The following is a 12,393-nucleotide window of genomic DNA, read 5'->3' on the forward strand; positions in this document are numbered from 1 at the left end:
TCGCACCCGCTTAGGTGGGAGGCCCGTAACCGGCCCCGGCCACGGAGGGAGTGAGGTCCATGCCCGCACAGCGCGTGGTCACGGAGAGCGAGCTGGCAGCCCATCTGCACGGCATATGTTTCAAGACCGGGCCGCCGCGGCGCATCGGGGTGGAGATCGAGTACCTCCTCCACGACGCGCACAACCCCCGATGTCCCCTCCCGCGCGAGCGTGTCCGCAGCGCGATGACCGCCCTGCACGCGCTCCCCCTCCACTCGGCCCTCACCTTCGAGCCGGGCGGGCAGCTGGAGCTCAGCTCGCTCCCCGCCGGCTCACTCACCGAGTGCGTCACCACCGTCTCCGCCGACCTGGCACTGGTGCGCACGGCGCTGCGCGCCATGGGCCTGGGCCTGGCGGGCCACGGTCACAACCCCTGGCATCCGCCGCACCGCATCCTCGACGAGCCCCGCTACGACGCCATGGAGGCGTACTTCGACCGCTGGGGGCAGGCCGGGCGGTCGATGATGTGCGGCACCGCCTCCGTGCAGGTGTGCCTGGACGCCGGACACGAGGAGCCGGGGCCGCTGGGCCACGGCCGGCGCTGGCGGCTGGCCCACCTCCTCGGCGCCGTGCTCACCGCGGCGTTCGCCAATTCCCCGACCAGCGAGGGGTGCCCGACGGGCTACCGCTCCACCCGCCAGGCCGTCTGGTCGCAGCTCGACCCGGCCCGTACCCTCGCCCCCGCCGACGGGTCCGACCCGCGCGCCGCCTGGACCGCGTACGTCCTCGACGCGCCCGTCATGTGCCTGCGCACCCCGGGCGGCCCCTGGGACGCCCCCGAGGGCCTGACCTTCCGCGACTGGGTGCGCACCGGCGGCCCACGGCCCCCCACGCAGGAGGACTTCGACTACCACGTCACCACCCTCTTCCCGCCGGTCCGGCCGCGCGGCCACCTCGAACTGCGCATGATCGACGCGCAGCCGGGCGACGGCTGGATCGTGCCGCTCGCCGTGACCGCGGCCCTGTTCGACGACCCCGAGGCGGCGGAGACCGCGTACCGCGCGGTCAAGCCGCTCGCCGAGACCGCGGGCGAGCGTCCCGCGCCCCGCAATCCGCTGTGGCGGCGCGCGGCGCGGCACGCGCTGACCGATCCGGAGCTGGCCGCCGCCGCGACGGCCTGCTTCGCCGCGGCCCGCGAGGCGCTGCCGAGGCTCGGCGCCGGGCCGGACGTCCTCGCCGCCGTCGAGGAGTTCACCGAGCGCTATGTGGCGCTCGGCCGCTGCCCGGCCGACGACCTGCTGGACGCGGCGTACGCGGCACCCGAGTACGCCGCGCCGCCCACGGAGAGCGCGGCGGCCCGGCAGGCCGCCGACGCGCAGGAAGCCGCGCTCGCCGCGGAGTACGCCCGCACCGCCGAGCGCACCCCAGGGAAGGACAGCCAGTGATCCACGATCCCGAAACGCTCCGGGACCGCGCGGCGACGGCGCTGCTCGCCGCGCGCACCCGTACGCAGGCGCTGACCACCTGCGTCGACGAGCCCGACCTGACCGCCCAGCACTCGCCCCTGATGTCGCCCCTGGTGTGGGACCTCGCCCACATAGGCAACCAGGAGGAGCAGTGGCTGATGCGGGCCGTGGGCGGCCTCGAAGCGCTGCGCCCGGAGATCGACTCGGTCTACGACGCGTTCGAGCACCCCCGCGCCGAGCGGCCCTCGCTGCCGCTGCTGCCGCCCGCCGAGGCCCACCGGTACGTCGCGGAGGTGCGCGGCCGGGTGCTGGACGTCCTGGAGAAGACCCCGCTGCACGGCGACCGGCTGGTGGAGCAGGCGTTCGCGTTCGGCATGGTCGCGCAGCACGAGCAGCAGCACGACGAGACGATGCTCATCACCCACCAGCTGCGGCGGGGCCCGGCCGCGCTGACCGCTCCCCCGCCGCCGGACACCTCGGGCGGCGTGGTGGAGGACGAAGTGCTGGTGCCGGCCGGGCACTTCACGATGGGCACCTCCGACGAGCCGTGGGCGCTGGACAACGAGCGGCCCGCGCACCACCGGCTGCTGCCCGCGTTCCACATCGACACGACGCCGGTGAGCAACGCCGCGTATCTGCGGTTCGTCGAGGACGGCGGCTACCGGGAGCCGCGCTGGTGGGCGCCCGAGGGCTGGCGGATGGTGTGCGAGAACGACCTCGCGGCCCCGCTGTTCTGGCGGCGGGAGGGCGGTGGGTGGGTGACCCGCCGGTTCGGCGTGACCGAGCCCGTCGCTCCCGAAGAACCGGTTCTGCATGTGAGCTGGTACGAAGCCGACGCGTACGCGCGCTGGGCCGGGCGGCGACTGCCCTCGGAGGCCGAGTGGGAGAAGGCGGCCCGCTGGGACCCGCGGACCGGACGCAGCCGCCGCTACCCGTGGGGCGACGCGGACCCGCGTCCCGAGCACGCCAACCTCGGCCAGCGCCACCTGCGGCCCGCGCCGGTCGGCAGCTATCCGGACGGCGCGTCGCCGCTGGGCGTCCGGCAGCTCATCGGGGACGTGTGGGAGTGGACCTCCGGGGACTTCCTGCCGTACCCGGGCTTCCAGGTGTTCCCGTACCCGGAGTACTCCGAGGTGTTCTTCGGCGGCCGGTACAAGGTGCTGCGCGGCGGGTCGTTCGCGGTGGACCCGGTGGCCTGCCGCGGCACGTTCCGCAACTGGGACCTGCCGGTCCGGCGGCAGATCTTCGCCGGCTTCCGCACCGCGCGCGACGCGGCCCCGGAGGAGGCGTGAGGTCCCGGTCCGGGCGCGCCGGGCGGTGGTGCTGATGTGCCGTCACCTCGCCTACGTGGGGCCCGAGGTGCGCCTCGGCGACCTCCTCACCGCACCCGAGCACAGCCTGTACCGGCAGTCCTGGGCGCCCCGCCGGCAGCGGTACGGCACGGTCAACGCGGACGGCTTCGGCGTCGGCTGGTACGCGCCGGACGACCCGGTGCCGGCCCGCTACCGCCGCGCCGGGCCGATCTGGGCGGACGCCTGCCTGCCCGACCTCGCCCGGGTGGTGCGCAGCGGTGCCGTGCTGGCCGCCGTACGCGACGCCACGCTCGCCTGCCCGGACGGTGAGGCGGCGGCCGCGCCGTTCGCCGGCGGGCCCTGGCTGTTCAGCCACAACGGCGCGGTCAAGGGCTGGCCCCGTTCGCTCGGCCCGCTGGCCGCCACGCTGCCTTCCGAGGCGCTGCTGGGGCTGGAGGCGCGGTGCGACGCGGCGTTCCTGTGGGCGCTGGTCAAGCACCGCCTGGAACAGGGCGCCGACATGGCCGGGGCGCTGTCGGAGACGGTGACCGAGGTGGCCGCGGCGGCGCCCGGCTCGCGGCTGAACCTGCTGCTCACCGACGGCGCCACCATCGCCGCCACCACCTGGGGCGACACGCTCTTCCACCGCGCCCTGCCGGGGCCAGCGCCCGGCATGCTGGTCGCCTCCGAGCCCTCCGACGACACGGACGCCTGGACCGAGGTCCCCGACCGCACCCTGCTGGCCGCCACCGCCACCGATGTCCTGCTCACCCCGCTCAAGGAGCCCGCCGCGTGAGTCCCCTCGCCGTCACCCGCACCCTGCCCCCCGACGCCACCGCCGCCGCCCTCCGCGCCGACGTCGCACACGGCCTGACCGGCACCCCCAAGACGCTGCCGCCCAAGTGGTTCTACGACGCCCGGGGCAGCGAACTCTTCGAGGACATCACCGCACTGCCCGAGTACTACCCGACCCGCGCCGAGCGGGAGATCCTGGTGGCACGCGCCGGGGACATCGCCGCCGCCACCGGCGCCCGCACCCTGATCGAGCTGGGCTCCGGCTCCTCCGACAAGACCCGGCACCTGCTGGACGCGCTCACCGGCCTGCACACCTACGTCCCCGTCGACGTGAGCGAGAGCGCGCTGGCCGCCGCGGGCGAGGCGCTGCTCACCGAGCGCCCCGGGCTCACCGTGCACGCCCTGGTGGCCGACTTCCAGGGCGGCCTGACGCTGCCCGAGACGCCGGGGCCCCGGCTGCTGGCCTTCCTCGGCGGGACGATCGGCAACCTGCTCCCCGCCGAGCGGGCCGGCTTCCTGCGCTCCGTGCACGACCTGCTGGCGCCGGGCGACGCGCTGCTGCTCGGCACCGACCTGGTCAAGGACGAGGCGACGCTGGTGGCCGCGTACGACGACGCCCGGGGCGTCACCGCCGAGTTCAACAAGAACGTCCTCGCCGTCATCAACCGCGAACTGGCCGCCGACTTCGACCTCTCGCGGTTCGCGCACCGCGCGGTCTGGGACCCCGGGCACGAGTGGATCGAGATGCGGCTGCGGTCCCTCAAGGAGCAGACCGTGAAGATCCCGGCGCTGGACCTCGCGGTCCACTTCGACGAGGGCGAGGAGGTGCGCACGGAGGTCTCGGCGAAGTTCCGCGAGGCGGGCGTGCGCACCGAACTGGACGCCGCTGGGCTGGAGTTGCGCGAGTGGTGGACCGACGAGGCGGGCCGCTTCGCGCTGTCCCTGGCCGTACGGCGGTAACCCCGCTCAGACCCGTACGGGCAGGTGCTTGAGCCCGTTCTGGAAGTTGGAGACGAGCCGGACCGGCTCCCCGGCGGGCGCGAGGCCGGGGAGCCGGTCCAGCACGTGCCGCAGCACCGCGCGCATCTGCACCCGGGCCAGGTGCGAGCCGAGGCAGAAGTGCGGCCCGAAGCCGAAGCTGACGTGGTCGTTGGGGGTGCGCCCGACGTCGAAGCGGTCGGGGTCGTCGAAGACGGTCTCGTCACGGTTGGCGGAGACGTGGTAGACCACGACCTTCTCGCCCGCCCTGATCCGCTGCCCGGCCAGCTCGGTGTCGCGCACGGCGGTGCGCCGGAAGTCCATCACGGGCGGCCAGTACCGCAGCATCTCCTCGACGGCGGTGGGGAGCAGCCCCCGGTCGGCGCGCAGCCGCGCGAACTGGTCCGGGTGGCACAGCAGCGTATGCAGCCCGCCCGGTATGCCGTTGCGCAGCGTCTCGTTCCCGGCCACCGCGAAGAGGAAGAACATGTTCTCGAACTCCTCGCGGGTCAGGCCGCCTTCGCGCAGGTGCGCCAGGACCGTGCCGGGGCGCGGGTCGTCGGCGAGCGCGTGGGCGTACGCGAACATGTCGGCGAGCGCTTCCCGGGAGCGCGGGTTGACCGGCCGGCCGTCCGGGCGGGCCCGCATCGCCGGGCGGTGCGCGAGCGCGGCGCGTGCCATCGGGGTGAGCGTCCCGGGGTCCGCCGTCGTCAACTCCGCGTATTCCGCGTCCTGGTAGCCGATGACCCGGCTCGACCAGTCGAAGAGCAGCCGCCGGTCCTCGTCCGGCACGCCCATGACATGGGCCAGGGTCCACACCGGCAGGTCGGCCGCGACGTCCACGAAGTCCGCCTCGCCCGCCTCCGCGACCCGCCCCACCAGCTCGGCGGCGCGCGCGTCGATGACGGCCTCCAGCTCCCGTACGGCACGCGGGGTGAAGGCGGCAGCGACGACCTTGCGGATGCGGGAGTGCTCCGGCGGGTCCTGGTTCAGCATCATGGCCCGCACGAAGGCCAGATCCGCCTCGGTGTCGGGGTCCCTGATCTGGGTCGCACCCGCGTACGAGGAGAACACGTCCGGGGTACGCAGGACGTGCTTGACGTCCGCGTGCCGCAGCACCGCCCAGTAGCCGGGACCGGCCGGCCAGCCGGCCAGCGCGGGCTCCTCGATCCAGCAGACGGGGCTGGTCAGGCGCAGTCGGCGGAACAGGTCGTAGGGCACGCCGGTGGCGTAGGTCTGGGGTGAGAACACCTCGGTGGCCATCACGCACCCGACCGTACGGTAATCCGCACTATCAGGGGAATCACCCGTCCGGCAGGCTTGGCGGTCCGGGGCGCTGCGCAGAGTCCTGGCGTGTACGGATCGCATCGCGCGGGACTGGCCCTGACGGCCGCCGTGTTCGTGGCAGGGGTGGGCTGGGCGCCGGCGGCGGCCGCGCACGGTGACAACTGTTCCTACGCCGGGACTAAGCCGCCGGTGACGGCCCCGACCGGGGTACCGGGGCTGCCCGACCACTGGCACTGGCCCTGTACGTCACCCACCCCCCGGCCGCCGGCGCCGAAGCCGCCGCCGAAGCCCGCGCCGCCCCCGCCGCCGAAGCCCGCACCTCCGAAGCCGGCGCCGCCCCCGCCGGCCACCACGCCGCCCGCGCCACCGCCCCCGCGGCCCGCACCGCCGAGGCCGGCACCGCCCCGGCCGGCCCCTTCGACTCCCCCGCCGACGACCGAGGCACCGAAGCCTTCGCCGTCCCTGGCTCCGCGGTCGTACGCGGTCAGCAGCAGGCCACCGGAGAACCACCGCTCCATGGTCACCAACATGCTGCTGCTCACCGCCCCGGCCGTGCTCGCCGCCGCCGCGCTGCGCCCCCGCGGCTCGTCCGGCTCCCGCGGCCGCCGCTCCTGACCACGGGCCCGCTCCCCCGCGCTCTCTCTTCCCTGGAGGTCTTTCATGTCCGACTGGCTCGTGCTGGCCATCGCCATCGCGGCGACGTGCGGTGTGGTGCTGCTCGTCACCGTGCTGCACCAGCGGCGGATCGACGAGGAGGAGGACGACCCGACCGAGACGCCGGACGTCATGGAGTACATGACGATGATGGTCGGGGTGGTCTACGCGATCGTGCTGGGCCTGGCCATCGCGGGCGTGTGGGAGTCGCGCGGCGCCGCGGAGGACACGGTCCGCACGGAGGCGCAGGCGCTGCACGAGGTGAGTGCGCGGGCCCGCGCGTACCCGGAGCCGGTGCGCGACCGGATCCGGGCCGACGTGGCCGCGTACGCCTCGTACGTGGTGCACAAGGAATGGCCGGTGATGGCCGCCAAGAGCGAGCTGACGCCCCGTGGGGACGCGCTGCTGCTGAAGGTGCGCGCCGACGTCTCCGACTACCACCCGCGCAACGACTTCGAGAACCAGACCTACCAGCCGCTGGTGGACCAGGTCGCGGTGGCGGACGGCGCGCGGTCGGCCCGGGGCCAGGGCGCCGGGCCGACCCTGCCGCCGGTGGTGTGGTTCGGTCTGCTCGCGGGTGCCGTGGTCACCGTCGGCCTGATGTTCACGCTGCAGATCCGGCGGTCGGCGCGTGAACTGCTGATGGCCGGCGTCTTCACCGCTCTGATCGCCTTCCTGCTGTTCCTGGTGTGGGACTTCGACGATCCGTGGCTGCGCAGCACCGACGCCATCCAGCCGCTGAAGGACCTGCTCCCCTAGCCGGGGCCGGCCCCGCTGGTCAGGTGGCGGAGCCGGCCGCGGCGCCGGTCGCGAGGTCGGGGCCCCAGCGGCGCAGCGCGTCCGTCAGGTCGAGCGGGAGGACGGTGGCACCGCCCTCCTCCGCGCTCGGCCAGTCCTCGCGCGGCACCCGCCACATCACCTCGAACTCGATGCCGTCCGGGTCCTTGGCGTACAGGGACTTGGAGACCAGGTGGTCGCTGGCGCCGACCAGGGCACCGGCGGCCTGGAGGCGCTCGGCGGTACCGGCCAGCTCGCCGAGCGTGCCGACCTCCCAGGCCAGGTGGTACAGCCCCGCGCGGCCGGACTCGGGGCCGGGTGCCTGGTCGCCGACGGCGAAGAGGCCGAGGTCGTGGTCGTTCCGGGTGTCCTGGGCGCGCAGGAAGGCGGCGCGCCCGGGGATCTCGGTGTCCACGGTGAAGCCGAGGACGTCGGTGTAGAAGGCGACGGAGCGCGACAGCTCGCGCACGTAGAGGACGGCGTGGTTGAGACGGCGTACGGGCATGGGGAACCTCCGGTGAGGGGTTACTTGCGCAGCAGCAGGACGAGGAAGGCCACGACGAGGCCGAGGGCGACGGCGGCGATGCCGTAGGCGGCACGCTCGCGGCGCAGCCCCGGCAGCAGCCGGTCGGCGGCCCAGCGGCCGGGCCCGGCGAGGGTCAGCGCGGCGGCGGCCAGGGTGAGCAGCAGCTCGTACTCAATGCCCTTGGGCGCGAAGAAGCCGCCGCCCCACTTCACGGCGAGCGCGTTGACCATGGTGCCGAGGACGGCGGCGCCGGCGAGCGGGGTGAGCAGGCCGAGCGCGAGGCCCAGGCCGCCGAGGGTCTCGCTGAGCCCGGCGATCACGGCCATGGCCTTGCCGGACGGGTAGCCGCTCATGGTGAAGAACTGCCCGGTGCCGTCCAGGCCGCCACCTCCGAACCAGCCGAAGAGCTTCTGCGCGCCGTGTGCCGCCACGGTCAGGCCGACGGCGAGCCGGAGCACCAGCAGGCCGAGGTCGTGGGCGGGCGAGTGCGCGGGCGCGGCCGTCCCGGAGCGGGCGACGGTCAGGGCGGGGGACGTCATACAGGCTCTCCCTGTCGGCAGATCGGAAAGTACTTGAAAGTTCAAGCCATGCTCCGACCATACACAGTGCTTGAAACCTGTACAACATCCACCGCGCCCGCCGCGCCGCCCGCTGCCGGTACCCGCCGGCCCGCTCCGGCCGGTCCGCTCAGCCGCGCGGCACCACCGTGCCGAGCACGCCGGGAAGCGGGTACCAGTCGGCGGTGAGCACGCTCGCGTGCGCCTTGGCCAGCAGCGCGACCCGGTCCCTGGCCTGCTGCTCCGTCGGCTTCGTCCCGTCGATCGCCGGCGCCACCTTGTGCGCGTCCGTCATGATCACCAGGTAGTGGCGGGTGTCGTACCAGGCCGTGTCGATGCCGCCGGCGTACGCCGAGGCGTCCCCGTCGAAGACCACGAACCAGGGGCGCAGCGCGGGGTCGGTGTAGCGGGAGCGGGGGTCGCCGGCCTCGGCGCCGTGCACGGCGGGGAAGGCGGTGGCGGTGGACAGCTGCCCCTGCCCCGCGAGGGTGCGCAGATGGGTGGCGTACTCGCGGTCGGTCCACAGCTTGTCGGCCGGATTGCCCTCCTCGACCGTGCCGGGTATCAGCTCGATCAGGAACTTGCCCGCGAGCGCGGACCGCTCCGGCCAGCCGTCAGCGCGCACCGCCTCGTCCAGCGTCGCGTACCCGCCGATCAGGTCGCCGGGGCCGAAGACCGCGTCCCCCAGCTTCTGGCGCACCAGCGCGTCGAACTCGTCCGGGCCGCGGCCGCCCTTGTCGTTGAAGCCGTCCTTCAGCTCCATCTTGAGCAGCACGGGCCGGTGGCCGGGGTGCGCGTCGTGCCAGGCACGCAGGTCGGCGAGGCAGCCGCCGAGCGGCTGGTTGCGGGACTTGGTGCGCAGCTCCGCCGGGGACGCGGCGTTCTCGCAGTTGTTGTCGTTGCCGAGCGGATTGCCGTGCGAGACCCGCCAGGACTTCCCCAGCCCGTTGGTCCACACGTCCAGCTCCAGCAGCCCGGCCCCGGAGTCCAGCGCGTCCGCGAAGTAGGGGTACTTGTCCTTCTCGTACGCGTTGTGGACGCCCACCGCCGTGGTCGTGTCGTACGTCGTGCCCGCCGCTGCCGCGGTCCCGGTGCCGGCCGGCCACACCACCGCCGCCGCCACCATCGCCGCACCTGCCACACCCGCCACCATCGTCCCCGTACGCCGATGTGCGCCCATGTGTCCCTGCTTCCTCGTTGGTCAGTCGATCAGGCGGCAGCGTACGGGACTTGGGGTACGGCGGGGACTTCTCGAACGGACGTCCGTCGCACCGTTCCCAGGCGTTCCCCGGCCGTCTACGATGGCGCCATGGTCGGCAGACGAACCGCGGCGTCCAGCCTCGCCGCCGGCGCCCTCACCGGTACGGTCGCGCTCTACATGGCGCTCGTGGCCTTCGGCAACATCACCGACTTCGACACCAACCGCGCGTTCGTGCAGCACGTCCTCGCGATGGACACCACCTTCAAGGACCCGGACCTGATGTGGCGGGCCGTCACCTCCCGCTCCCTCCAGGACGCCGCGTACGTCGCGATCATCGTCTGGGAGACGGCGTCCGCAGCCGTGCTGGTCGTGGCCACCGTCCTGTGGGCGCTCCGCCGGGACCTGGCCCGCCGGCTCAGCGGCCTCGGGCTGGTGATGGTCCTGCTGCTGTTCGGCGCCGGCTTCCTCGCCATCGGTGGCGAGTGGTTCGCGATGTGGCAGTCCAAGACGTGGAACGGCCTGGAGGCCGCCACCCGCAACATCGTGCTCGCGGGCATCGCCCTCCTGGTCGTCCAGCTGACCCCGGCCGCCGCCGCGCGGCGGACACCGGCACGGCCGGACCCCGGCCAGGAATAGCCGCGCGGGGCCCCCGGTTGCCCCCGGTATGCGAGCAATCGGAGTGGAAGAATTCGGCGGACCCGACGCTCTCCGGGTCCTGGACGTACCGGAACCGCAGGCCGGTCCCGGCGAGGTGCGCATCAGGGTGCACGCCGTTGCGGTGAACCCCACGGACACGCTGCTGCGGGCCGGCGCGCACGCGCACCGGCTCACCGACCGCGAGCCGCCCTACGTACCGGGCATGGACGCGGCCGGCGTGATCGACCAGCTCGGCCCGGACGCCGACGGCCGGCTCTCCGTCGGCCAGCGGGTGGCCACCGTGGCCGTGCCGACGGGGCCGCGCGGCGGCACGTACGCGGACAAGATCGTGGTGCCCGCCGCCTCCGTGGTGCCCGCGCCCGAGGGCACGGACTTCACCGCCGCGGCCACCCTCCTGATGAACGCACTGACCGCCCGGCTCGCCCTCGACGAACTGGCGCTCTCGCCCGGCGACACGCTCGCCGTCGTCGGCGCCGCCGGCGCCCTCGGCGGCTACGCGGTCGAGCTGGCGAAGGCCGACGGGCTGCGGGTCGTCGCCGACGCCAAGCCGGCCGACGAGAAGCTGGTGCGCGAGCTGGGCGCCGACGAGGTCGTCCCGCGCGGCGACGAGGTGGCACAGCGCATCCGGGAGCTGGTGCCGAACGGTGTGCCCGGGCTCGTGGACACGACGCTGCAGGGCGAGAAGCTGTTCGGCGCGATCGCCGACGGCGGCCGGATGACGGTGTTCCGCGGCTGGTCGGGCGGCACGGAACGGGACATCGAGGTGCGCCCGGTGCTCGTCTCGGACTTCGCCACCGACACCGCGCGGCTGGACCGGCTGGCCCGCCAGGCCGAGGAGGGCGTCCTCACGCTGCGGGTCGCCGAGGTCTTCCCCGCCGAGCGGGCGGCCGACGCGCACCGGCTGCTGGAGGCCGGCGGCGTGCGCGGCCGCCCCGTGCTCGACTTCTCCTGACCGCTGACCGGCCGTCAGGGCCCCGCCCGCCGTGCCGTGCGGGCGGGGCCGCGGTCACCACTCGATCCGGTACGACGTGAGCCAGTCGGCCGCGCCCGCCTCGCTGCGCAGGGCGCGGTGCGGCAGCACGGTGTCGCGGACGACGCGGCGCACGGGACCCACCGCGGTCCGCCGGGCCATCTGCGCGCTGGCCGCCACGACCTTCTCCACGCGCTCCCTGCGCAGTTCCTCGTACGCCTTGAAGGCGCGGCGGTTGCCGGCCTGGTCGCGCAGTGACTTCGCGAGCACGATGGCGTCCTCGACGGCCATGGAGGCGCCCTGGGCCGCGTTGGGCGCCGCGGCGTGCGCGGCGTCCCCGATGATCACCATGGTGTCGGTCCACCAGCGCGGGGTCGAGGCGATGTCGTAGGAGTTGGAGCCCACGATGGTCTCGCCGGTGGACCGGATGATGTCGGCCGCCGGGGTGTTGTCCTCGTCGAAGAGCCCGGCCAGCCGGTGCCGCCACTGGTCCGCGGTGGTCCCCGCCAGGTCCTCTCGGGAGAGTTCGGGGCCCGGCGCGTTGGCGAACCACCAGGTCTCGCCGTCCGGCGCGCGGGTGCACCCGAAGAACGCCTTCTTGCCGAAGAACATGCTGTACGTGCCGTGGTCCGGCGCGTTCTTCGCGTCGCGGGTGTAGCCGCAGACGGTGTTGTGGCCGGTGTACCGGGGCCGCGCCGCCGCCGGGTCGATGAGCTTGCGGGTGACGGAGTGGATGCCGTCGGCCCCGATGAGCAGGTCGCCCTCGGCGCGGGTGCCGTCGGAGAAGGTGGCGACGATCCGGCCGTTCTCCACCGTCTCGGCGGCCACCAGCCGCTTGCCGTGCTGGACGCTGATGCCGCGCCGGGTCGCCTCGTCGTGCAGCACCCGGTAGAGCGTGGCGCGGCGCATCGTACGCGGCCCGGGGCCGTCCGGCGCGCCCCCGGCGTCGCCGTCCGCGCGCTCCGCGCCCGCCAGTGGGCGCTCGCCGAGCCGCTTGCCGGTGTAGCTGAGGAACTCCACCCGGCCGGCCGGGAAGGAGCTCTCGATCACGGGCCGGTCGGCGTCGATGACGCGCAGCGCCGCCAGGCCGTTCTCGAAGACGACGAGGAAGGCCCCGACGTCGTCGGCGCCGCTCGCGTACGCCTCGAAGACCTCCGATTCGATGCCGGCTTTCTGCAGGGCCATCGCGGTCACCGCTCCCGCGATGCCACCACCGATGATCAGGGCGTGGGTCATGACGCTCCAAGGTCGGAC

At 74.2% G+C, this 12,393-nt stretch carries 13 protein-coding genes; 7 read left to right on the forward strand and 6 right to left on the reverse strand.

Annotated features, from left to right (window positions below; translation table 11 throughout):
- The first annotated feature begins 59 nt into the window (after positions 1-59).
- The 4 genes from egtA to egtD are packed head-to-tail and all read left to right on the forward strand — an operon-like array spanning position 60 to position 4,492.
- Positions 60-1,424: an ergothioneine biosynthesis glutamate--cysteine ligase EgtA gene (gene egtA / locus C3486_RS09265; RefSeq protein WP_103832119.1), complete on the forward strand. Its 1,365-nt coding sequence runs from the start codon at positions 60-62 to the stop codon at positions 1,422-1,424.
- Positions 1,421-2,737 (forward strand): ergothioneine biosynthesis protein EgtB, encoded by a 1,317-nt coding sequence (egtB, locus tag C3486_RS09270; protein ID WP_103832120.1) that lies wholly within the window; start codon positions 1,421-1,423, stop codon positions 2,735-2,737. Before egtA ends, egtB begins: the two co-directional genes overlap by 4 nt.
- Before the next feature lie 34 nt (positions 2,738-2,771).
- The gene (gene egtC, locus C3486_RS09275) at positions 2,772-3,533 is read left to right on the forward strand and encodes an ergothioneine biosynthesis protein EgtC (RefSeq protein WP_103832185.1); all 762 of its coding nucleotides are present in this window, start codon (positions 2,772-2,774) and stop codon (positions 3,531-3,533) included.
- Positions 3,530-4,492, forward strand: a complete 963-nt coding sequence (gene egtD, locus C3486_RS09280; RefSeq protein ID WP_103832121.1) for an L-histidine N(alpha)-methyltransferase — start codon at positions 3,530-3,532, stop codon at positions 4,490-4,492. The genes egtC and egtD overlap by 4 nt, the downstream gene beginning before the upstream one ends.
- 6 nt (positions 4,493-4,498) lie before the next feature.
- On the opposite strand, the gene C3486_RS09285 is transcribed toward egtD, so the two are convergent.
- Positions 4,499-5,773 carry a cytochrome P450 gene (locus C3486_RS09285; RefSeq protein ID WP_103832122.1) on the reverse strand — a complete coding sequence of 425 codons (1,275 nt, stop codon included), beginning with the start codon at positions 5,771-5,773 and terminating at the stop codon, positions 4,499-4,501.
- 191 nt (positions 5,774-5,964) lie between these two features.
- Complete coding sequence (locus tag C3486_RS37195; RefSeq protein WP_181138494.1) at positions 5,965-6,315, reverse strand: hypothetical protein; 351 nt, start codon at positions 6,313-6,315, stop codon at positions 5,965-5,967.
- Between the two features lie 142 nt (positions 6,316-6,457).
- Between C3486_RS37195 and C3486_RS09295 the strand changes: the two genes are divergently transcribed.
- Positions 6,458-7,210 (forward strand): DUF4239 domain-containing protein, encoded by a 753-nt coding sequence (locus C3486_RS09295; protein WP_103832123.1) that lies wholly within the window; start codon positions 6,458-6,460, stop codon positions 7,208-7,210.
- Between the two features lie 19 nt (positions 7,211-7,229).
- On the opposite strand, the gene C3486_RS09300 is transcribed toward C3486_RS09295, so the two are convergent.
- From C3486_RS09300 to C3486_RS09310, 3 genes are all read right to left on the reverse strand, one after another.
- Positions 7,230-7,733 (reverse strand): VOC family protein, encoded by a 504-nt coding sequence (locus C3486_RS09300; RefSeq protein ID WP_103832124.1) that lies wholly within the window; start codon positions 7,731-7,733, stop codon positions 7,230-7,232.
- Between the two features lie 20 nt (positions 7,734-7,753).
- Positions 7,754-8,293 (reverse strand): DoxX family protein, encoded by a 540-nt coding sequence (locus tag C3486_RS09305; RefSeq protein WP_103832125.1) that lies wholly within the window; start codon positions 8,291-8,293, stop codon positions 7,754-7,756.
- Between the two features lie 148 nt (positions 8,294-8,441).
- Positions 8,442-9,491 carry a phosphatidylinositol-specific phospholipase C domain-containing protein gene (locus C3486_RS09310; RefSeq protein WP_374936846.1) on the reverse strand — a complete coding sequence of 350 codons (1,050 nt, stop codon included), beginning with the start codon at positions 9,489-9,491 and terminating at the stop codon, positions 8,442-8,444.
- 129 nt (positions 9,492-9,620) lie between these two features.
- On the opposite strand from C3486_RS09310, the gene C3486_RS09315 reads away from it, so the two are divergent.
- Positions 9,621-10,148, forward strand: a complete 528-nt coding sequence (locus C3486_RS09315) for a DUF2165 domain-containing protein (protein WP_103832127.1) — start codon at positions 9,621-9,623, stop codon at positions 10,146-10,148.
- Positions 10,149-10,176: 28 nt separating this feature from the next.
- Entirely contained in the window at positions 10,177-11,121 is a 945-nt protein-coding gene (locus tag C3486_RS09320; RefSeq protein ID WP_103832128.1) for an NADP-dependent oxidoreductase, read from the forward strand.
- A 54-nt stretch (positions 11,122-11,175) separates the two neighbouring features.
- Here the strand turns inward: C3486_RS09320 and C3486_RS09325 are convergent, their stop codons facing one another.
- Positions 11,176-12,375 (reverse strand): FAD-dependent monooxygenase, encoded by a 1,200-nt coding sequence (locus tag C3486_RS09325; protein WP_103832129.1) that lies wholly within the window; start codon positions 12,373-12,375, stop codon positions 11,176-11,178.
- Positions 12,376-12,393 lie beyond the last annotated feature (18 nt).

Source organism: Streptomyces sp. Ru73 (genome assembly GCF_002920575.1).
GTDB lineage: Bacteria > Actinomycetota > Actinomycetes > Streptomycetales > Streptomycetaceae > Streptomyces.